At 39.8% G+C, this 20,382-nt stretch carries 18 protein-coding genes, 1 tRNA gene and 1 pseudogene; 14 read left to right on the top strand and 6 right to left on the bottom strand.

The features are described from left to right. Positions 1-15: 15 nt before the first annotated feature. The 4 genes from proB to GQR52_RS04560 all read left to right on the top strand — a co-directional run bounded on the left by proB (position 16) and on the right by GQR52_RS04560 (position 3,589). Positions 16-1,119, top strand: coding sequence for a glutamate 5-kinase (gene proB, locus GQR52_RS04575; protein WP_165727603.1), 1,104 nt, complete (start codon positions 16-18; stop codon positions 1,117-1,119). A 116-nt stretch (positions 1,120-1,235) separates the two neighbouring features. After that, a complete protein-coding gene (locus GQR52_RS04570) occupies positions 1,236-1,595 on the top strand; it encodes a glutaredoxin domain-containing protein (RefSeq protein WP_007581591.1) in 360 nt (119 codons plus the stop codon). A 39-nt stretch (positions 1,596-1,634) separates the two neighbouring features. Continuing rightward, the gene (gene gltX / locus GQR52_RS04565) at positions 1,635-3,119 is read left to right on the top strand and encodes a glutamate--tRNA ligase (RefSeq protein WP_165727602.1); all 1,485 of its coding nucleotides are present in this window, start codon (positions 1,635-1,637) and stop codon (positions 3,117-3,119) included. A gap of 170 nt (positions 3,120-3,289) precedes the next feature. Next, on the top strand, positions 3,290-3,589 hold the full coding sequence (locus GQR52_RS04560) for a hypothetical protein (RefSeq protein WP_021032137.1): 300 nt from the start codon (positions 3,290-3,292) through the stop codon (positions 3,587-3,589). A gap of 16 nt (positions 3,590-3,605) precedes the next feature. Here the strand turns inward: GQR52_RS04560 and GQR52_RS20675 are convergent. Both GQR52_RS20675 and GQR52_RS04550 read right to left on the bottom strand, forming a co-directional pair. Continuing rightward, positions 3,606-3,987 (bottom strand): annotated as a pseudogene (locus GQR52_RS20675) (hypothetical protein). A gap of 104 nt (positions 3,988-4,091) precedes the next feature. Next, positions 4,092-4,715 (bottom strand): CPBP family intramembrane glutamic endopeptidase, encoded by a 624-nt coding sequence (locus GQR52_RS04550; RefSeq protein ID WP_231609597.1) that lies wholly within the window; start codon positions 4,713-4,715, stop codon positions 4,092-4,094. 358 nt (positions 4,716-5,073) lie between these two features. Here GQR52_RS04550 and GQR52_RS04545 point away from each other — a divergent pair, with 358 nt between their 5' ends. The 4 genes from GQR52_RS04545 to GQR52_RS04530 all read left to right on the top strand — a co-directional run bounded on the left by GQR52_RS04545 (position 5,074) and on the right by GQR52_RS04530 (position 8,452). Next, a complete protein-coding gene (locus GQR52_RS04545) occupies positions 5,074-5,775 on the top strand; it encodes a DUF3581 domain-containing protein (protein ID WP_007581602.1) in 702 nt (233 codons plus the stop codon). 176 nt (positions 5,776-5,951) lie between these two features. Beyond that, on the top strand, positions 5,952-7,199 hold the full coding sequence (locus GQR52_RS04540) for a DEAD/DEAH box helicase (RefSeq protein ID WP_024593280.1): 1,248 nt from the start codon (positions 5,952-5,954) through the stop codon (positions 7,197-7,199). Positions 7,200-7,257: 58 nt separating this feature from the next. Next, entirely contained in the window at positions 7,258-8,238 is a 981-nt protein-coding gene (locus GQR52_RS04535) for a sensor domain-containing diguanylate cyclase (RefSeq protein WP_165727600.1), read from the top strand. Positions 8,239-8,254: 16 nt separating this feature from the next. Further along, positions 8,255-8,452 (top strand): hypothetical protein, encoded by a 198-nt coding sequence (locus GQR52_RS04530; protein WP_165727599.1) that lies wholly within the window; start codon positions 8,255-8,257, stop codon positions 8,450-8,452. Positions 8,453-8,569: 117 nt separating this feature from the next. On the opposite strand, the gene GQR52_RS04525 is transcribed toward GQR52_RS04530, so the two are convergent. Next, positions 8,570-9,526, bottom strand: coding sequence for a methylenetetrahydrofolate reductase (locus tag GQR52_RS04525; protein ID WP_024593278.1), 957 nt, complete (start codon positions 9,524-9,526; stop codon positions 8,570-8,572). 250 nt (positions 9,527-9,776) lie between these two features. Here GQR52_RS04525 and GQR52_RS04520 point away from each other — a divergent pair, with 250 nt between their 5' ends. Then, positions 9,777-12,659 carry a M16 family metallopeptidase gene (locus tag GQR52_RS04520; protein ID WP_165727598.1) on the top strand — a complete coding sequence of 961 codons (2,883 nt, stop codon included), beginning with the start codon at positions 9,777-9,779 and terminating at the stop codon, positions 12,657-12,659. Positions 12,660-12,850: 191 nt separating this feature from the next. Here GQR52_RS04520 and GQR52_RS04515 read toward each other — a convergent pair whose 3' ends face one another. Both GQR52_RS04515 and GQR52_RS04510 read right to left on the bottom strand, forming a co-directional pair. Continuing rightward, positions 12,851-13,171, bottom strand: a complete 321-nt coding sequence (locus GQR52_RS04515; protein ID WP_024598636.1) for a helix-turn-helix transcriptional regulator — start codon at positions 13,169-13,171, stop codon at positions 12,851-12,853. A gap of 1 nt (position 13,172) precedes the next feature. Next, a complete protein-coding gene (locus tag GQR52_RS04510) occupies positions 13,173-13,577 on the bottom strand; it encodes a hypothetical protein (RefSeq protein WP_197139946.1) in 405 nt (134 codons plus the stop codon). Between the two features lie 344 nt (positions 13,578-13,921). Here GQR52_RS04510 and cysE point away from each other — a divergent pair, with 344 nt between their 5' ends. Together cysE and GQR52_RS04500 are read left to right on the top strand one after the other, a co-directional pair. Continuing rightward, positions 13,922-14,740, top strand: a complete 819-nt coding sequence (gene cysE, locus GQR52_RS04505; protein WP_165727596.1) for a serine O-acetyltransferase — start codon at positions 13,922-13,924, stop codon at positions 14,738-14,740. Positions 14,741-14,775: 35 nt separating this feature from the next. After that, the gene (locus GQR52_RS04500) at positions 14,776-15,456 is read left to right on the top strand and encodes a hypothetical protein (protein WP_165727595.1); all 681 of its coding nucleotides are present in this window, start codon (positions 14,776-14,778) and stop codon (positions 15,454-15,456) included. 12 nt (positions 15,457-15,468) lie between these two features. Here GQR52_RS04500 and xseA read toward each other — a convergent pair whose 3' ends face one another. Continuing rightward, positions 15,469-16,809 carry an exodeoxyribonuclease VII large subunit gene (xseA, locus tag GQR52_RS04495; protein ID WP_165721065.1) on the bottom strand — a complete coding sequence of 447 codons (1,341 nt, stop codon included), beginning with the start codon at positions 16,807-16,809 and terminating at the stop codon, positions 15,469-15,471. Between the two features lie 135 nt (positions 16,810-16,944). On the opposite strand from xseA, the gene guaB reads away from it, so the two are divergent. The 3 genes from guaB (at position 16,945) to GQR52_RS04480 (ending at position 20,326) form a co-directional block, all read left to right on the top strand. Continuing rightward, positions 16,945-18,414, top strand: coding sequence for an IMP dehydrogenase (gene guaB / locus GQR52_RS04490; RefSeq protein WP_165727594.1), 1,470 nt, complete (start codon positions 16,945-16,947; stop codon positions 18,412-18,414). Positions 18,415-18,516: 102 nt separating this feature from the next. Then, complete coding sequence (gene guaA, locus GQR52_RS04485; RefSeq protein ID WP_165727593.1) at positions 18,517-20,094, top strand: glutamine-hydrolyzing GMP synthase; 1,578 nt, start codon at positions 18,517-18,519, stop codon at positions 20,092-20,094. Positions 20,095-20,249: 155 nt separating this feature from the next. Then, positions 20,250-20,326: transfer RNA gene (locus tag GQR52_RS04480), tRNA-Trp, on the top strand. Positions 20,327-20,382 lie beyond the last annotated feature (56 nt).

Genomic DNA, 20,382 nt, shown 5'->3' with positions numbered 1-20,382 from the left:
ATTAGTAAAAAGCACATGCAAAGGGAACAGGTAATAGTTGTAAAGCTTGGTACAAGCGTTCTTACTGGTGGCACCGATAAGCTAGACAAAGCACATATGGTTGAATTAGTACGCCAATGCTGCGAGCTTAAAAAGCAGGGGCATCAGGTTATTTTAGTATCGAGCGGCGCGGTAGCTGCTGGGCGCGAACAACTATTAAAACCCTGTGGCAGAAGCTTAATTGATAAACAAATGCTTGCTGCAATTGGACAAGGTCAACTTATTCATATTTGGCAGAGCTTGTTTGCTTTATATGGGGTAAATGTAGGGCAAATGCTGCTTACTCGCGCTGATGTAGACGACAGAGAGCGCTACCTTAATGCCCGCGATACACTCACGGCATTATTAAATTACGACGTTGTGCCCATCATTAACGAAAATGACGCAGTCGCTACCAGTGAAATAAAAGTAGGCGACAACGATAATTTATCGGCACTTGTCGCTATTTTGGCTAATGCTAATAAATTATTGCTACTTACCGATCAAGAAGGGTTATTTACCAGCGATCCTCGCACAAATGCCGATGCCACCCTCATTGGCGAAGTAACACATATAAACGATGAGCTGCGCCAACTTGCTGGTGGCAGTGGTACAAACTTAGGTACTGGCGGCATGGCGACTAAACTGCAAGCCGCTGACATTGCAAGGCGCGCAGGCGTTGAAGTTATTATTGCTAAAGGCGCAGGTAAAAACGTTATTTTAAAATGCATGAGTGACGAGTTACCAGGCACGCGTTTTTTAAAACTCACCGCTCCAAAAGATGGCCGTAAAAAATGGTTACTAGCCGGGCCTAAAAGTACCGGCCAAATTGTTATAGATGCAGGTGCTATTACAGCGCTGCAAAATAAAGGCGCAAGCTTACTTGCTAAAGGCGTTACTAATGCATTTGGACGTTTTGAACGCGGTGATTTAATTGATTTAATAGATAATAAAAATCAAGTAATTGCACGGGGCTTAACGCGCTTTAGTAGTACCGAGGTAAATAAAATAAAGGGTGCGCACTCTAGTCAAATAGGCCTATTACTCGATTACGATAGTGGCGCAGAAGTACTTCATAGGGATGATATGGTATTGCTATAGAAGCACTTTTAGTAAATTAAATTACTTGAGTGTAATTCTCGCAGTATTACACTTTTTTGATTGTAAATTTGTGCTAAAATCTGGCTCCTTAAATTGTTGTAAGCAGAGCACAGAACATGAAATTAGTTCGTTGGTTTTTAGGTTGTATAATCTTATTCTTTAATTTTGTATTTACTCCTCGCAGTAAAAAGCGTGCAAGCGACGAGCAAGCACAGCTTGATCAGCAAACCTCACAATTTAAACTGTATCAATTTAAAGCATGCCCGTTTTGTGTAAAAGTACGTCGCGCTATTAAACGCGAAGGCTTAAACATAGAAACGCGTGATGCAAAAGACAATGAGCAATATCGTCAAGAGCTACTAGAGCAAGGCGGCAAAGTTAAAGTGCCTTGCCTGCGTATAGAGCAAAACGGCCAAGTACAATGGCTGTACGAATCAAACGATATTATTGCTTACTTAAACAAAGTAGCTGCATAAACCACTTTTACTATCTCACTTATTTAAAGAGAATATACCATGACAATTCGCACCCGTGTTGCCCCGTCGCCAACTGGTGACCCGCATCTTGGCACCGCTTATATCGCCTTATTTAACTACTGTTTTGCTAAACAACAAGGCGGTGAATTTGTACTTCGTATAGAAGATACAGACCAAGTACGTAGCACGCCAGAGTCTGAACTTGCGATTATGGATAGCCTACGTTGGTTAGGGCTTGAGTGGGATCATGGTCCTGATGTGGGTGGCGAATTTGGTCCTTACCGTCAATCTGAGCGTAGCGATTTATATAAAAAATACGCGCATCAGTTAGTTGACGATGGTAAAGCGTTTTACTGCTTTGCAACAAGCGAAGAGCTTGATCAAATGCGTGAAGAGCAAATGGCAGAAGGCCTACGCCCTAAATATGACGGTCGTGGTTTAAACCATACAGATGAAGAAATTAAAGCAAACTTAGCTGAAGGCAAACCTTACGTTATACGTATGAAAATCCCAAGCGAAGGCACATTTAAGTTTAACGACTACCTACGTGATGAAATTGAGATCCCGTGGGAAAACGTAGACATGCAAGTACTTTTAAAAGCAGATGGTTTTCCAACGTACTTTTTAGCGAACGTAGTTGATGACCACCATATGGAAATTAGCCATATTTTCCGTGGTGAAGAATGGATTAACTCAGCGCCTAAGCTATTAAAGCTTTATGAAGATTTTGGTTGGGAAGCGCCAGTACTTGGTCACTTACCGTTATTACGTAACCCAGATAAATCAAAGCTGTCTAAGCGTAAAAACCCAACGTCTATTAACTACTATAAAGAAATGGGCTACCTGCCAGAAGCCGTGCTTAACTATTTAGGCCGTATGGGTTGGTCAATGCCTGATGAGCGTGAAAAATTCACACTCAATGAAATGATTGAAAACTTCGACATGAAGCGCGTATCGCTTGGTGGTCCAGTATTCGACGTAGATAAATTAAGCTGGTTAAACGGCATGTGGATCCGTGAAAATCTAACCGACGAGCAGTTAATTCAGCGCTTTGTTGATTGGAAGTTTAACGGCGAAATGTTAGCTAAAATATTACCAGAAGTTAAAACACGTATTAATACGCTGTCGGATATGGTTGAGCTTGCAGGGCACTTTGTAGGTGGTATTCCAACTTACGATCCTGCGCTATTAACAGCCGGCAAAGCAGACGAAAACGTGATTCGCCAAGCGCTACAATTTTTTGTATGGCAGCTTGAAGGTTTACGTAGCTTTGAAAAGCCCGCTATTTTTGCAATTGCAAAAGAAGTGGCTACATTCCACGAGCTTAAGATTAAAGACTTTTTAGAGCCAATATTTGTCGCAATTACTGGCAAAACATCAAGTACGTCAGTGCTTGATGCAATGGAAATATTAGGGTCTGACTTATCACGTGCTCGTTTACGTGTAGCACTTGCCCATTTAGGTATTTCTAAAAAGCAGGCTAAAAATATAGAGCGTGCGTACCGCGAATACCCAAGTACATAATTATTAAACGTACTTTTAAAAGCCGAGCTTTATTAAGCTCGGCTTTTTTGTGTTTAATCATTTTATATTAGTTTTATTGGCTATATGTCATGGTGTTTTAGTCTCGTTTAAAACCATAATGAGACTTAGTCCAATGCTACAATACGGCATATAAACTCATAGGAGGCAGTATGATTGCAACCGTTAAAAACAAAGCTATTTTTAGCAGCAATACATTTTCGATAAACCTTGTTACTTACCCAACTAATCACAGCGTAATGAACCATATTGACCCTGTGCAGCAAGGGCGCTATTACAAGCTCAACTTTGTATTAGAAAAACCTAAAGCGGGTGGGGTATTTAAATGCTCAAAATGCATTATAAATTTATTTAATCGCGTGTATTTATTCAGACCCGATAAGTACGAACACAGCGTATCTAAAATAGAGTCTGGAAAGCGCGTACTACTTAGCTTTGCGCTTAATATATAATTTGCACTTTTACTTATTAATAGTCGTAGGCCTGTCCGGTGCATAAAACAGATAGGTCGCAATACGATACAGACGTTTCACTACAAGAATTAATAGTAAAAGCATTTCCGCCTCTGCGCATGGCATCAGCTTTAAGTAAATCAATTGCGTTTGATTTAGAGCGGTTATAGCTTACATTATTGTTACCCATACCGTCGCCATCACAGCTTTCACCTTAGGAGTGTAGCGCCACTTTCGTGTGCTTCTTGGTCGCTATAAAATTGCTGTAAATCTCTTTTATTAACGTAGGTGCCAATTTCTTGAGATAAAACGCCGTTGTCTATATCTGTATGATAAGTCATGCTTGAACAACCCGTTATTGTGGCGAGCACTGTTATTGCCGTTATAAAACGTAGCATATTTATTAGTCCCTTAATTTATTATTTGAAATAGTAAATTACTAACAAAATCAAATGCGGGCAATGTTTACTACTAAGTAAATTGTTAGCATTTGTAAATGTATTTAGATTTTATTGAGCATCGGGTAAGTAAACAAAAAGAAGTGGCAAACATTAACCAACCAATGGCATAAAATAGCCCACTCTAAGCGCTGCGTTTTATAAAAAACATAGCCATACCCCAAGCCGGCAATAAATGAAACCAATACATAGTTAATTCCTCCAGCAAAATGTGCCAAAGCAAAAATACCTGCAGTAATTACAGGGGCAAGTATTGCTAAACGGGTAGGTGTAATTATTTTGCTAAGCTTAGTTTGTAGTAAACCTCGAAATAAAGCTTCCTCGGCAACACAGGTAAATAAAAGATTAATAGCAATAAAGGCTAACCAAAAGCCAGGAACCTTAGGGTTGAAGCTTACAAGTCCAAGCATTAAAGCCGCAGTGAGCGTAGCTAAAACAGTAGCAATAACTATTAAAATGGGTTGTTTAACGTTTAATGGGCCCGCTTTATTAGAGTCTGCTTTTAAAGCTTTTTTATTCGAATAAAAGTAAGCACAAAGAAATAAACCCGCCATAGCTTTATCAAAATTAGCATAAAGGGTAAATGCAATCGCATCGCTTGTAATACGCTCGTTTATAACAATAGGGAGGTTATTAAAACCAGGCATCCAATGAAGTGCTAATGCCAATGAGGAAACTATAAAAACAGTACTTAAAGTAGCGCGTATTATTGCCTGCTTTGTATTTAGCGCACAGTAGTATAAAACAACGTAAAGCCCGGTTAACAGCAGGGCATATAAATTTATATAACCTTGAAAATATGCACTTACAACACTTAAAGCTAGTAAGTAGTGCCAAAGGGGTTGCCGCATTATTGATATTTTGCAGTACGGAAAAACACATATAATTGATAGCGCTAATAAATAAAAGGTCATTGTTTTTTATTGCTCTGTTTTATTTAGCAACTAATCTAACAGATTCGACCTCTCAGTATTTTTTTTCTGGTAATATAGATAGGTTATAAGCAGTTTAAGCAGTGAACAAACTATGTTAAGTCCTTTTTTTCAGCAGCATGCTGATTATGTTTCTATCTCTCGTGAGCAAGGTTGTCGATTCGCTAAATGCGTTGCTGACGATTACAATCCACTTCACGACAAAGATGCCAAAAAGTTTTGCGCGCCAGGAGACTTACTTTTTTCATTGGTACTAGACCGCTACGGTATTAGTGAACAAATGGAATTTACTTTTGCCGGTATGGTTGATGAAAACACCAAACTTAACTTCCCTGAAGGGGCTGATGAGTTTGATGTAACCAATGGCGAAAAAGTTATTTTAAAGGTAAAGCGCAAAGGTAAAACCAGCCAATGCCCAGCACTGACTAATAGCCTAATAAAAAATTATGTTGAGTTTTCTGGTACTACTTTTCCGCATGTAATTATTCCATTAATGGGCAAGCAAGAGGTAATGATAAACCCTGCTCGCCCAATGATTATTTACGAATCAATGCTTATCAACCTTGATAATCTTGATATTACAGCACCAGAACTTGAGTTTGCAGAGCCTAGTTTTGAGTACGCCGGTAAGCGTGGAAAAATTACACTACGTTTTAACCTGTTAGAAAACGGCGTTAAAGTGGGTAGTGGTGAAAAGCATATGGTAGTTTCGGGTATACGCGAATACTGCCAAGCAACAGTTGACGATTTAATAGCGTTTTACAACGAGCGTAAAGCGACACTAAAGCCAGCTTAAAGCTACAGCAAATTATAAAAGGCGCTAAATACAGCTGTTATTTAGCGCCTTTTTTATTGTTTTAGCGCTAAAGTGAAAGTGAGCAACCACGATTAAATACTTTTCTGGACTGGTTAATTTACGCAGTACAGTAATATGCGTACAATAGCGCTCTTTGTTATTTTAAAGCTAAGCCTATGTCTGCCACTACGTTCTCATCACTTAATCTCGACCCGTTATTATTAACAGCGATTGAGCAAAATAATTACACTCAACCAACCGCAATTCAGATTAAAACTATTCCGCCTATTTTAGCCGGAAGTGATGTAATGGGCAGCGCGCAAACAGGTACGGGTAAAACTGCCGCCTTTGTTTTACCTTTATTACATAAGCTTTTAAATACCCCTAAAAAAGATGAGCAAGGCCTTGCACGTGTAGTCATTTTAACGCCAACCCGTGAGCTTGCTCAGCAAGTATTTGCAAGCTTTGAAAAGTACGCACAAGGCACTAATATCAATGGCGCTTTAGCCTATGGTGGCGCAAGTATTGGCCCTCAAATAAAAGCACTTAAAACAGCGCAAGTTATAGTGGCAACACCTGGGCGTTTGCTTGATCATATAGTTAAAGGCAGTGTGGTACTTTCAAGTGTAGACTCCTTAGTGTTTGACGAAGCTGACCGCATGCTTGATATGGGCTTTATTGATGAAATTAGACGTATATTGCGACATATCCCGGGCGATCGCCAAACTTTACTATTTTCAGCTACGTTTGATGACAGCGTGTTTGAACTCAGTAAAAAGTTACTTAAAAACCCAGAACTAATTGAAGTTGATAAACGTAACTCAGCCGCGGTTGAAGTAGAGCAAGTTATTTACGCTGTAGATGAGGATCGTAAGCGCGAACTTGTATCGCACATGATTGGCATGAAAAACTGGCGCCAAGTGCTTATTTTTACTCGCACAAAACAAATGGCTGATCAGCTTGCTAAAGAAATGTGTAAAGACGGTTTAAAAACCGAATCAATCCATGGCGACAAATCGCAAGGCGCACGCGACCGTGCATTGCAAAACTTTAAAGAAGGTATTACACGCGTACTTGTTGCAACCGATGTAGCTGCGCGTGGTTTAGATATTTCTACACTTAGATACGTAATTAACTTTGAACTACCTTACATTGCCGAGGATTACGTGCACCGTATTGGCCGTACAGGTCGTGCTGGTGAACAAGGACTTGCTATGTCGCTGGTAAGTCTTGATGAGCAATGGCTGCTAGAAGAAATTGAAGTACTACTCGATACGCGTTTAACGCCGCAGTGGTTAGAAGGTTACGAGCCAGATCCTAATAAAAAACCAAAAGATAATCGTAAAAATACTAACAAGTCGCGAAAAGATCGCGATAAAAAACGCATCACTGGTAAAAGAGAGCCAAGTAGACGTCGCAAATAATAGCTTTTACTTTGCTTTTTTGCCTATACTGGAGCTACTAAATAGCCGAGGTAAAGCAATGTTTGAAATTGATCAATGGGCATTTTCTGGTATTGATGGCCAAATATCTTTGCATAAATGGCAAAAAACAATCGACCTTATAACGGGGCTTTTTTCAGCCCCGTCTGGTTATATAGTTCAGGCAACAAGCAAAGGCTATCGCGTTGTTATTAGAAGTAACGAAGGTGGCTCTAACTTTGAGACCAATCCTATACTTCCTCCTCAAACACCTCTGTTTTGTCGGTACGTTGCTGAAACTAAAAATATTTTATATGTTAATGATGCAAGTAATAACGATGCATGGAACACCCTACCAGAAGTAGTTGAAGATGGTGTTGAATCCTACCTAGGTTTACCTATTCATTGGCCTGAAGGCGAAGTATTTGGCACGCTATGCTTAAAAGACACTCAGAAAACAAGCTATACCGATGAATATTTTGAACTCATAGAACAACTACGTGATTTGATTGAAGACGACCTAGCGCTTGTGTATAGCTATGAGCAAATGCGCGAAATAGCCATGTTAGACTCATTAACGAATATTTATAATCGCCGAGCACTTAACTTATTAGCCCAGCAAAAACTTAACTTAGCGCTACGTTTAGGCTTTGACGTGTGTTGTTTGTTTATCGATATAAACGACTTTAAAAAATTAAACGACACCTACGGACATGAAGTGGGCGACAAAGCCTTAATTATATTGGCGGATACGCTAAAAACGCATTTAAGAGATGCTGATATAGTAGGGCGCTTAGGTGGCGATGAGTTTGTTGCAGTAATGCAAGTAAGCGATAAAAGCAAGATTAACTACATCATGGATAAAATTTCGACTGAGTATTCAAAAGCCTTACTCAAAGAAGACGTTTGCGATTTATCGCTTAGTATTGGTTATAGTTTTACTAATAAACAAAAGCAGCCCTTTGAAGCGCTATTAAATGATGCAGACCACGCAATGTATAAAAATAAACAAGCGTATAAGCTCGCTAAAAAGGCACAATAGTAAAAGGAGGTTCGTCATGACTCATGCCACACAAACTTGGCTGGTTTTTTCTGCGATAGGTTTTATTTTTTCCTTAGCAATAATAAGCTTATTTGAAACGTTTACTAGCATTAGATTTATATCTAATGAGGGAATAGTTTTTGGTGTTATGTGCTCCTCTATGGGGTTTGCCTTAAAAAGGCTTGAGAGTAATAACCAAAAACAGCTTCAATAAATAGCTTAAGCTGCAAATTTTTACTTGTATTTATTAATTCATTTTTCAAAGTACGGACATAAAAAAGCAAGCCATGAGGCTTGCCAAGAAGGGTGTTAATTAGCTCTTACCTAGCCTTTAAGCTATTAGCTTTTCCGCAAGGTTCAATTCCATAATGGCTTTTAATAAACGGTATAAGTTAATTGACGCGTCAATTTCTTCTTTACGGTTTGTTAAGCTTTCAATATTTAGGCCCAGCGGTACATCTAAATGCGCACAGCTTTTAAGTATTAAGTCGAGGTTTTCACGGCAAATACGGACTGATTCGCTTAATGTATTGTCTGCATCAAGCATGCGCCATTTAGTTGCCTCTGGCACTGAGATACCCAACCATTGCATAAAGTCTAAGGTTTTTTCGCCGCCGCACGGGGTAAACGTTAATATAATACGTTGAGGTGTAATACCCTGTGCTTTACACGTACGTGCGTAGCTAGTAATTAGCTCTATAGTAGCTTGTGCGTCGTAAACAGCTTGCGATATAAAAAATTGACAACCTTGTGCTGTTTTTTCTATTAATCGTTCGTGCTCATTTCGTTTACTTGAATGGCGCTCGGCAATCGTAACGCCACCTAAAAAGAAATCATCTGATTGCTCAGCCATCGCTTTATACGCATCTGGCAGGCTTAGCTTTATATCGCCTATCGATGATGGGCTACCTACTAAAACAACATTTTGTAAATCGTAGTCGTTTTTAGTTTCACTTAGCCAATCTTTAAATTCGCCTACGCCACGCTGCGCCACACTTTTATAAGTAATCACATCTTGTGCAGATAAATTACGAAGTAAATGGCTGTATTCACGCGGATCAACGGTTTGTTTAAACGCAAATGGGCGGTCTTGATTGGTTCGGCTGCTTTCGTCTTGAATGTCGTAAATTATTACGCCGTCGTATTCAATTTCGTGTAAGCGACCTAATAGCTTTTCTGCAATGGTTTTTAATTGCGCTTTATCGGTGCCAATTTTAGGCGGGGTAGTACCAATAAGATAAACACCTTGGTTGGTGTCCACTATCTTCTCTTTTAGTGATAAAGCCATAATCCTCATTCCAGCTAAGTTTGTTTTGATGGATTTAATATAGCAGCCATTTAGACGTCTAGATAGATTTGTTTAGTGAAAGTTTTTCAACTAACATGATGTTTATTCATAGTGCTTGTTCCCATTATTTATAATTGACACAGTTGTTTACATAATAAATTCCCTTGGGGCTCTTATATTTATTGGCTTTGGGGCATAATTAAAGAGTTAAATCTGACAACAAATTTGCTCAATTTAAAAAGGGACAACAATGAAATTTAAATTATTAGCAACCAGCTTAGCGGTATCGCTGGCGTTAACAGGTTGCGCCATGCAACAAAACCAAAGCACGCAAACAACAGCACAACAAGAACAAGTAAATAAAGCTGATGATCGTGTTTTTTCGCAAGATTATTTAATTGAAGAGCTAGAAAACGGCTTACGTGTCATGGTTGTTAAAACTGATTACCCTGATGTAGTGTCGCTGCAAATTCCGGTATCGGTTGGGTCGCGTAACGAAGTTGAAGAGGGCAAAACAGGCTTTGCTCACTTTTTTGAACACATGATGTTTAAAGGCTCACAAAAATACCCTGAAGATGTGTATTCAGACATATTAAAAAATTCAGGTGTTGATAACCGCGCGTATACAACAAACGATTACACCAACTACCATTTAAACTTTTCAAAGCAGCATCTTGATAAAGTACTTGAGCTTGAAGCTGATATTTTTCAAAACTTAACCTACACCGAAGAGCAATTTAGAACCGAAGCACAAACGGTAAAAGGTGAGTACTTAAAAAACAACGCGAGCCCAGTTCGTAAATTATTAAGCGCTGTACGCGAAGAAGCGTTTGATAAGCACACGTATAAACACACCACTATGGGCTTTTTTAAAGACATAGAAGCGATGCCCGATCAAATGGCGTACGGTAAAGAGTTTTTTGCTAAATTTTATAAGCCTGAGTATGTATCGATTGTAATTGTGGGCGATGTAGAGCCACAAGCAACAATGGCTATGGTTAAAAAGCATTGGGGCAGCTGGAAAAAAGGTAACTACGTTGCTGACATTAAGGCAGAGCCTGTGCAACAAGCACCAAAATATTTGCACCAGCAAGATGAAGCGCTACCAGGGCATTGGTTACTTGTATCGTACAAAGGCGCTGCGTGGGAGCCTGCTAAAAAAGACAGAGCGGCGCTTGATTTAATCTCACAGCTTTATTTTTCAAGTAATTCAGATTTATATCAAGAGCTAGTGGTCGACAAACAAATTGCCAGCCAAATGTTTACCTATAACCCAGAGACTAAAGATCCGGGTTTATTACACGTATTTGTTAAAGTAGAAAACGCAGACGATTTAGCCACTGCACGCGATGCCATTAACCGAACTTATGCAAAAGCACGCACTGAGCTTGTTGATGAGCAAAAGCTGAGTGATTTAAAATCGAACCTTAAATACAGCTTTATTAATGGTTTAGATTCGTCGCAAGCGATTGCATCAACCCTTGCCAGCTACATGCATTTTGAGCGCGATCCTGAGGTTATAAACCAGCTGTATAAATCGGCAGATAACATCACCAGCGCAGATATTAAAGCCGTTGCTAATAAATACTTTACTGATAACGCACGTACCACATTAACAATGTCGGCACTTGATGAAGCGCCAAGTTTTGAGCAAGAAGTTGATTTAAATGCGCTTACTGCAAAGCTTAAACAAGCACCTGCGGCTCCTGTATTTAAAGTACTTGATAAAACCAATAGCTCGCCATTAATTGATGTTAACTTTTTATTCAATACCGGTGCGGCTGCCGACCCTCAAGGCAAAAAAGGCGTTGCTGCGTTAACTGCGGCTATGCTTGCACAAGGTGGCTCAGAGGCGACAAGCTATAAAGATATTCAAAAAGCACTTTATCCGCTTGCGGGTAGCTTTGGTTATCAAATAGATAAAGAAATGCTGTCGTTTCAAGGACGTATTCATAAAGATAACGCGTCGCAGTGGTATACACTTGTGAGCGATCAATTACTAAACCCAGGCTTTAGAGAGGATGACTTTAAACGCCTCAAAAAAGAAATGATCGACGGTATTAAGTCAGGCTTAAAAGCATCTAACGATGAAGAGCTAGGCAAAGAAGTGCTATACAGCGCGCTTTACAAAAATCATCCTTATGAAAGCTACAACTACGGTGATATTTCTGATTTAGAAGCGTTGACGCTGGATGACGTTAAAGCATTTTATAACAGCGAGCTTACGCAATCTAAACTCACGGTTGGCTTAATTGGGGCTGTGCCTGCAAAACTTAAAGCTAAAATGATGAGCGATTTTGCAACGCTACCAAAAGGTGATCAAAGCCGTTTAAGTATTCCTGATGCACCAGCGCTTAAAGGTCATCATGCAACTATTGTAGAAAAGTCGGCGCAATCGACTGCGGTATCGTTTGGTTTTCCTATTGATACAATAAGAAGTAGCGAAGACTGGACAGCACTTTGGCTTGTGCGTTCGTACTTTGGTGAGCACCGTAGTTCTAACAGCTTTTTGTATGAGCGCATTCGTGAAACCCGCGGCATGAACTACGGCGATTACGCATACATTGAATACTTTCCACGTGGTATGTTTCAAACCAAGCCTGATGCAAACCTAGGGCGCTCTGAGCAAATATTTCAAGTGTGGTTACGCCCACTTCGCTCTAATAACGATGCGCACTTTGCAACTCGTACGGCTTTATTTGAGCTAGATAAGCTAATTAAAAATGGTATGAGCGAAGATGACTTTGAAGCCACGCGTAACTTTTTAATTAACTTTGTACCGCAAATGGTTGCAAGTCAAAACCGCCAATTAGGTTACGCACTTGATAGCGAATTTTACAACACAGATAGCTTTGTAAGTTACGTCACTAACAAACTTAAAACGCTAAGCGTTGCTGATGTAAATCGCGTTATTAAAGAAAACCTACAAACAGACAACGTTCAATATGTGTTTATAACCGCAGACGGCGCTGATATGCAAAAACGTTTAGCGTCTGAGCAAACATCACCAATGGTTTACAATACCGATAAACCTGCCGAATTAGTGGCTGAAGATAAAGTAATTGCTGATTACAAATTAGCAATTCCTGCAAAAAATATTGAAGTGATGAAAGTTGATAAAGTATTTCAATGAAGGTTTAAATAGTTATATAAGTTAAGATAATTAAAATGCCCCATATATTGGGGCATTTTTTATGGTATTGGATATAGTATTGAACCAATTTTTACACCTAACCCAAAAAGTATCATTGCACTTATTATTACAACTAAAGTGATGTGGCCACGTAGCTCTTTCGACTCATATTTTGACATTGCTGCAGCTCCTTATTTCATAATAAAAAAAACAGTTATCATGCCTAATATGAAGCTGACTACTGATGACAATGCTAACACCGTGGTTATAGTGTGCTTGTTTAAAGTTGTTGCACCACCGAGAGGTGTTGTATCTTCATCAAGCTTAATTAATTTACCCTGGCGTACTTCTAAAACCGCGCATAAAGCCATTGTGGTTTCTTTTGATGCCGCGCCTTCTTTTTCTACCCGTTGGATTGTTCTCAAGCTTACATCGCAGGCATCGGCAAGTTGCTGTTGCGTCCAATTAAATTGCTGCCTAAGTTCTTTTATTGTTTTAGGATTAAGTTGCATTTTAAAATTTCCCAATCAAGAATTCTAAAATTATAATTAGCAAGTAGCCACCAACTAGGCCTCCAAAAAAGCAGCCAAAAAGCACTTTTAACGAAGTTTTTGGGTTATTTAATAATGATGATTGTTCATAACTTTTTATAAATTGGCCATTTTTATAAAGTGAGCACTCTAACCTGCCAGTTAAAATATTACGCATTTCAAACATTACTTTAAAATCATTGTCACCAATATTAAATTGATGGCCACTGTGAATCCTTTGGTTACGCTTATTACTTATAAGTTCATCATTTACGTATACTTCTTCTTTCCCTGTAAAGTAGCTACCAAAACACGCTATTTGATTATCGCCATCTTGAAAGTAAAATTTGTAACCTAATTTTCTTGTATTTAATACATCGTTTTTCATCATCGTTATCCTTGTTGAGTTGATGATGCTAATTTAGCGTTTGTTTTTGTTATTTACGCCGTCAGCTGTACGCCAGTATGTATTTTGGCATATGACAGGTGAACTGTCATATGTTGTTAGCTTTTGATTTTTATTAATTTATTATATTTTAAGTATGTATTGGAAATTTTAGCAACTGTCGTATAGCTTAATCTAAAAAGTGGGTACGTATTTAAAATATCATTTCTGGGTGCTAGTTATATCTAATAACCAGAACAAATAACTAAGGGATTAACACCTTAGGCTTTAAATCCGTTAGACTTGGGAAAAGGCTATTTTATATCAACTTAAGGCAGTGCAGTATTATGCGTCATGCAATTTGGCAACAGCTTCGCGAAGAAGCTAACGATGTAGTAACACGTGAACCATTATTAGCAAGTCATGTTTATTCATGCATTTTGAATCATGATTGTTTAGGTTCGGCATTGAGCTTTATTGTTGCTAATAAGTTGGCTGATGCGGTGGTATCGGCATTCACTATCCGAGAGCTGTTCGATCAAGCATTTGTAAAATGTGACCGTATGCTATCTTTTGTTGCTGAGGATATTAAAGCGGTAAAAGACCGCGACCCTGCATCAGAAACCTATCTTACGGTTATATTAAATCTAAAAGGTTTTCATGCTATTCAGGCGCACCGTTTGGCTAATTGCTTGTGGCAACAAAACCGCAAAGAGCTAGCGCGCTTTATTCAAAGCCGTAACTCTGAAGTGTTTGGGGTCGATATTCACCCAGCATGTAAAGTGGGTAAAGGCATTATGTTTGACCACGCAACCGGTATTGTTATTGGTGAAACAGCGGTAATTGAAGATAATGTATCAATTTTGCAATCTGTAACGCTTGGCGGTACAGGCAATGAGCAGGGTGATCGTCATCCCAAAATTAGAGCGGGCGTATTAATTGGCGCCGGCGCTAAAGTACTTGGTAATATTGAAGTAGGTGAGGGCGCACGAATTGGTGCGGGCTCAGTTGTACTTAGCAATGTTCCACCACACACAACCGCTGTTGGCGTGCCCGCTAAAATTATTGGTCGACCGGATTGTGAGTGTCCGGCGCAAAGTATGAACCAAAACTTTTTAGCAAATCCTGAGCCTGAAAACGAATCGCACACGAGTGCAATGCTATAAGTAATTAAAAATAATAAAACTTAAAAGGAATTAACATGAACAAGAATAGTTTATTGGCTCTAGGGATTGGGTTTATTGCGGGTGTAGGTTTAACTTGGAGCTACTTTAATGCAGCTTCAAGTCATCCAGAATCTGTTAAGTCGCAGCCAAGTTATGAAAAACAGCAAAAGCTTCATACTGGACAACAAAGTAATGAGGTATTAAGTAATGCAGACTCTGCAGTACCTGAGCAAGTCGCTAGTATAGAGCCCGCTGAAGAGACGCCTCCAACCTATTCAGAAACCCAAATGCTTGATGAGCTACCTTTAGAAGAGCAAGTAACTCAGCTTAAGCAGCAACTTGCTGAGCAGAAAGCGACAGTTAAAAGCATTTTAAAGCAAATGAGAGGTCCTTCAGATTTTGAGAAGATTTTACGTGATAAATTTGAAAAGCAAACGCGTGACGAAGAATGGGCTTATCGTACTGAAATGGCATTACAAGATTTTTTATTAACAGCTGATTTAGCGATTATACCCGATGTTGTTAGCGCAAAATGTAAAACGACGATATGTGAATTTGAACTTGCCGCACCCGCGGATAACGACACATTTGATAATTCTCAATGGCGAGAGCTAAACGACAAGTTGATGAAGCAAGAGTTTTGGCAACAATTTAAAAGCACTACCTCCACATCAAGCGATAGCGAGCTTAAATTGTTGCTAAGTACAGAGTTTTAAGTAATACCAACTTTATGTAACAGGTATAACCTGTGATTCTATAGAGCCATCAACGAGCTCTGTAATCAAAACATCGCCTGTTTTAATTTGCCCCACAGATTTAACCACTTTGCCTTGTTGTGTTTTAGTGATGCTATAGCCGCGCGCTAAAACATTAAGCGGACTTACTGAATCTAACCTGCTTGCTTGCAGTGCTAAGCTATTATTCGCTTGCTGTAACTGATGTTGTATAGCTTGGTTTAGCCTAGCTTGTAATTGCGAAAGTTGATGGCTTGCTGTAGCGAGTTTTTTATCGGGTGATTGGCGCATTAAACGCGGCGTTAAGTTATTGAGTGTGCGTTCTTGTTGGTATAAACGATTACGCATCGCCTGTTGCAGCGCAATGCTTAGCTCATCCAAACGTTGTGATTTTTGATTAAGCTGATTACGCGGATGACATAAATTAAGGCGGTGTTGTAACTGCGTTGCTAGTGCGCGCTTGTCGGCAATGCCGTGCTTAAACGCGTTAGATAAACGATTAACTAATTGCGTTACTTTGTTGTGTAACTCTTGCGTATTAGGGCTTACAAGCTCAGCTGCGGCTGATGGAGTCGCTGCACGAACATCAGCAACGTAATCGCTAATAGTGGTATCTATTTCGTGGCCTACCGCACTTACTATCGGTAATTCACTTTTGAAAATAGCGCGGGCGAGCTGTTCGTGATTAAAACACCATAAATCTTCAAGTGATCCGCCGCCTCGCCCTAAAATAAGTACGTCTACTTCATCACGTGTGTTGGCTAATTCAATTTGGTTAATTAAATGCACGTGCGCTTCTTTGCCTTGTACCATAGCAGGGTAAATGATGACTTCTAGCTGCGGTGCACGGCGTTTGAGTACCGTTAAAATATCTTTTATAGCAGCGCCGGTTGCTGAGGTAATAACACCAATGCGATTAATATTTTGGGGTAATGGCTGTTTGTGAGCAGAGCTAAATAATCCTTCGGCGGCTAAACGCATTTTAAGCGCATCAAATTCTTGTTTTAGCTGACCTTCGCCTGCGGGTTCCATATGCTCGACAATAAGCTGGTAGTCACCGCGAGGTTCATAAAGCGATACACGCGCTTTTACTGTAACTTGTGCGCCATTTACAGGGCGGTAGCTTTGGTTGCGATTATTGCCTCGCCACATTGCGGCTTTAATTTGTGCTTTATCGTCTTTTAACGAAAAGTACCAATGTCCAGATGCAGGGGTAATAAAGTTAGAAATTTCGCCCGTGAGCACTAAAGATGCAAAACCTTGCTCAAGGATTGTGCGAATTTCTCTATTAAGGCGTGAAACGGTGTAAACCGCCTGCGAAGGCTTCGAAAACATAAAAAACAACCTAAAACTATTTATTGCACTACTTTATCATAAATATTTGCTAAATATTATTTACTCATGGCAACAACGCTGTTAAAATTTGGCCGCAATTCCTTATCTTAGATCCACATGTGAGAAGTTGCCAAAATGCTTAGAATCGCTAAAGAAGCTCTTACCTTTGATGACGTACTTTTAGTACCTGGTCATTCTACTGTTTTGCCACACACGGCAAATATTTCAACTCGCTTAACGCGTGGTATCAAACTTAACTTGCCGCTTATTTCAGCATCTATGGATACTGTTACAGAAGCTCGTTTAGCTATTGCCCTTGCGCAAGAAGGTGGTCTTGGTTTTATTCATAAAAACATGACTATTGAAGAACAAGCGAAAAACGTACGTAAAGTTAAAACCTACGAAGCAGGTATTGTTTCATACCCTGTAACGGTGACTGCCGATTTAACAATAGCAGACGCTATTGAGCTTTCACACGAAAAAGGTTTTTCAGGCTTTCCAGTTACCGATAGCGACAATGTACTTGTTGGTATTGTAACTAGCCGTGACATGCGTTTTGAAACTAAGCTTGAACAGCCTGTTTCTACCGTTATGACTAAAAAAGAAAAGCTTGTTACCGTTAAAGAAGGCGCAGCTCGCGAAGAAATTTTAGGCTTAATGCACGAACACCGCATTGAAAAAATCCTTGTTGTTGATGACGCTTTTAAACTTAAAGGCATGATAACAGTAAAAGATTACCAAAAAGCCCAAGACAAACCAGACGCATGTAAAGACGACCAAGGTCGTTTACGTGTAGGTGCTGCTGTAAGTGTTGGTGCTGGTACTGATGAGCGTATTGCTGCATTAGTAGAAGCGGGTATTGATGTTTTACTTATCGATACATCGCATGGTCATTCTCAAGGTGTTATTGACCGTGTTACTAAAACTCGCAAAGAGTACCCAGACTTACAAATTATTGCCGGTAACATAGCTACAGCAGAAGGTGCGATTGCACTTGCAGACGCTGGCGCCGACGCAGTTAAAGTAGGTATAGGCCCAGGTTCTATCTGTACTACACGTATTGTTACCGGTTGTGGCGTTCCACAAATTACAGCTATTTCAGATGCTGTTGAAGGCTTAAAAGGTCGCGACATTCCTGTAATTGCTGATGGCGGCATTCGTTTTTCTGGCGATATTGTTAAGGCACTTGTTGCTGGTGCATCGTGTGTAATGGTGGGTTCTCTTCTCGCTGGTACAGAAGAAGCACCAGGTGAAGTTGAATTATACCAAGGTCGTTACTACAAGTCTTACCGTGGTATGGGCTCATTGGGCGCGATGGATCAAAAAGAAGGTTCATCAGATCGTTACTTCCAAAAATCAAACGAAGCAGACAAGTTAGTACCTGAAGGTATTGAAGGTCGCGTAGCTTACAAAGGTCCAATTGCAACGATTATTCATCAGCAAGTAGGTGGCTTACGTAGTGCTATGGGTTTAACGGGTTGTGCAACAATTGAAGAGCTTAATACAAAACCACAGTTTGTACGCGTTACTTCAGCGGGTATGGGTGAATCGCACGTACACGATGTGCAAATCACTAAAGAAGCACCAAATTACCGCTTAGGTTAAGCAGCGTAATTAATTTAATATACTGGGCTTGCTTTGCAAGCCCTCTTTTTAGTCGTTTACATTAACAAATGACATTTAGCATCAGACTTTACGAGATACTCCATGAGCAAAGATATTCACGATTCACGAATTCTCATTTTAGACTTTGGTTCACAATACACGCAATTAATCGCGCGCCGTATCCGCGAAATTGGTGTTTACTGTGAGCTATGGGCATGGGATGTGACTGAAGAGCAAATCCGCGAGTTCAACCCACAAGGTATTATTCTTTCTGGTGGCCCAGAATCAACAACACTTGAAAACAGCCCGCGCGCTCCAGAGTACGTATTTAATGCAGGCGTGCCTGTGTTAGGCATTTGTTATGGCATGCAAACAATGGCTGCTCAACTAGGTGGTAGTGTACACAGCTCTGATAAAAAAGAGTTTGGTTACGCACAAGTTGAAAAAGTAGGTAATTGTGCATTGTTTGATGCAATTGAAGATCATATTACCGATGGTGGCAACGGCATACTCGACGTATGGATGAGTCATGGCGACAAAGTAATGGATATTCCAGCTGGTTTTGCAACAACAGCTAAAACATCTACTTGTCCACATGCTGCAATGTCTAACGAAGAAAAACGTTTTTATGGCGTACAGTTTCACCCGGAAGTAACGCACACGCATCAAGGTCAGCGCTTATTAGAGCGTTTTGCTATTGATATTTGTGGCTGTGAAAAATTGTGGACTGCAGCAAAAATTATCGATGATGCTATCGAGCGTATTAAAGAAACCGTTGGCGATGACGAAGTTATTTTAGGTCTTTCTGGCGGTGTTGATTCATCGGTAGTGGCTATGCTTATTCACCGTGCAATTGGCGAAAGGCTAACATGTGTATTTGTTGATAATGGTTTACTTCGTTTAAACGAAGGCCAGCAAGTAATGGACATGTTTGGTAATAAATTTGGTTTAAACATTGTTAAAGTTGAAGCTGAAGAGCAGTTTTTAAATGACCTTGCAGGTAAGTCAGACCCAGAAGATAAGCGTAAAGCCATTGGCCACACGTTTATTAATGTATTTGATGAACAAGCTAAAAAGCTTAAAAATGCAAAATGGTTAGCGCAAGGTACAATCTACCCAGACGTAATTGAATCAGCGGCATCTGCAACTGGTAAAGCGCATGTTATTAAATCTCACCACAATGTGGGCGGGTTACCAGATGACATGAAAATGGGTCTTGTTGAGCCATTACGTGAGTTATTTAAAGACGAAGTACGTAAAATTGGCCTAGAGCTAGGTTTACCGTACGACATGCTTTATCGTCATCCTTTCCCTGGACCTGGTTTAGGTGTTCGTGTACTTGGCGAAATCAAAAAAGAATACTGTGATTTATTACGCCGCGCTGATGCGATTTTCATCGAAGAGCTTCACAAAGCTGAGCTTTACCATAAAGTAAGCCAAGCGTTTACTGTATTCTTACCTGTTAAATCGGTAGGGGTTATGGGCGATGCACGTAAGTACGATTGGGTTGTATCACTTCGTTGTGTGGAAACAATCGACTTTATGACAGCGCGCTGGTCACATTTACCTTATGAGTTTTTAGGTGTGGTATCAAACCGTATCATTAATGAAATAGACGGTATTTCTCGTGTTGTTTACGATATTTCAGGTAAACCACCTGCAACTATCGAATGGGAATAATTAATTTTAGTTTTAATTAACTAATTTTAAGTGATTAAAAAACGGCGAATTAGCATGCTAATTCGCCGTTTTGTTTATTTAAAAAGCAGTTAAACTAAAAGAGTGATTTTTCTCTTTACCTTTGGCGAAACTTCTCTATAATTCGTCGTCATTGCAGGGGCGTAGTTCCAATTGGTAGAACAGCGGTCTCCAAAACCGATGGTTGGGAGTTCGAATCTCTCCGCCCCTGCCATTTCTTCTTTACATCGTTTTTATTACTTCTTATATTGTTCAAATGTCTAATCTACT

Source organism: Pseudoalteromonas sp. 31A1 (assembly GCF_011378815.1).
Taxonomy (GTDB): Bacteria; Pseudomonadota; Gammaproteobacteria; order Enterobacterales; family Alteromonadaceae; genus Pseudoalteromonas; species Pseudoalteromonas arctica.
The sequence above is the reverse complement of the archived record's forward strand: the minus strand, read 5'-3'. Positions and strand labels throughout refer to the sequence as shown.

Bases quoted from the DNA above. Each gene is read 5' to 3' on its own strand.
- GQR52_RS04515 (WP_024598636.1), bottom strand. From the start codon at position 13,171: ATGCAACTTAATCCTAAAACAATAAAAGAACTTAGGCAGCAATTTAAT.
- GQR52_RS04510 (WP_197139946.1), bottom strand. From the start codon at position 13,577: ATGAAAAACGATGTATTAAATACAAGAAAATTAGGTTACAAATTTTAC.
- GQR52_RS04545 (WP_007581602.1), top strand. From the start codon at position 5,074: ATGTTAAGTCCTTTTTTTCAGCAGCATGCTGATTATGTTTCTATCTCT.
- proB (WP_165727603.1), top strand. From the start codon at position 16: ATGCAAAGGGAACAGGTAATAGTTGTAAAGCTTGGTACAAGCGTTCTT.
- GQR52_RS04570 (WP_007581591.1), top strand. From the start codon at position 1,236: ATGAAATTAGTTCGTTGGTTTTTAGGTTGTATAATCTTATTCTTTAAT.
- cysE (WP_165727596.1), top strand. From the start codon at position 13,922: ATGCGTCATGCAATTTGGCAACAGCTTCGCGAAGAAGCTAACGATGTA.
- gltX (WP_165727602.1), top strand. From the start codon at position 1,635: ATGACAATTCGCACCCGTGTTGCCCCGTCGCCAACTGGTGACCCGCAT.
- guaB (WP_165727594.1), top strand. From the start codon at position 16,945: ATGCTTAGAATCGCTAAAGAAGCTCTTACCTTTGATGACGTACTTTTA.
- GQR52_RS04530 (WP_165727599.1), top strand. From the start codon at position 8,255: ATGACTCATGCCACACAAACTTGGCTGGTTTTTTCTGCGATAGGTTTT.
- GQR52_RS04540 (WP_024593280.1), top strand. From the start codon at position 5,952: ATGTCTGCCACTACGTTCTCATCACTTAATCTCGACCCGTTATTATTA.
- GQR52_RS04525 (WP_024593278.1), bottom strand. From the start codon at position 9,526: ATGGCTTTATCACTAAAAGAGAAGATAGTGGACACCAACCAAGGTGTT.
- GQR52_RS04560 (WP_021032137.1), top strand. From the start codon at position 3,290: ATGATTGCAACCGTTAAAAACAAAGCTATTTTTAGCAGCAATACATTT.
- GQR52_RS04520 (WP_165727598.1), top strand. From the start codon at position 9,777: ATGAAATTTAAATTATTAGCAACCAGCTTAGCGGTATCGCTGGCGTTA.
- guaA (WP_165727593.1), top strand. From the start codon at position 18,517: ATGAGCAAAGATATTCACGATTCACGAATTCTCATTTTAGACTTTGGT.
- GQR52_RS04500 (WP_165727595.1), top strand. From the start codon at position 14,776: ATGAACAAGAATAGTTTATTGGCTCTAGGGATTGGGTTTATTGCGGGT.
- xseA (WP_165721065.1), bottom strand. From the start codon at position 16,809: ATGTTTTCGAAGCCTTCGCAGGCGGTTTACACCGTTTCACGCCTTAAT.
- GQR52_RS04535 (WP_165727600.1), top strand. From the start codon at position 7,258: ATGTTTGAAATTGATCAATGGGCATTTTCTGGTATTGATGGCCAAATA.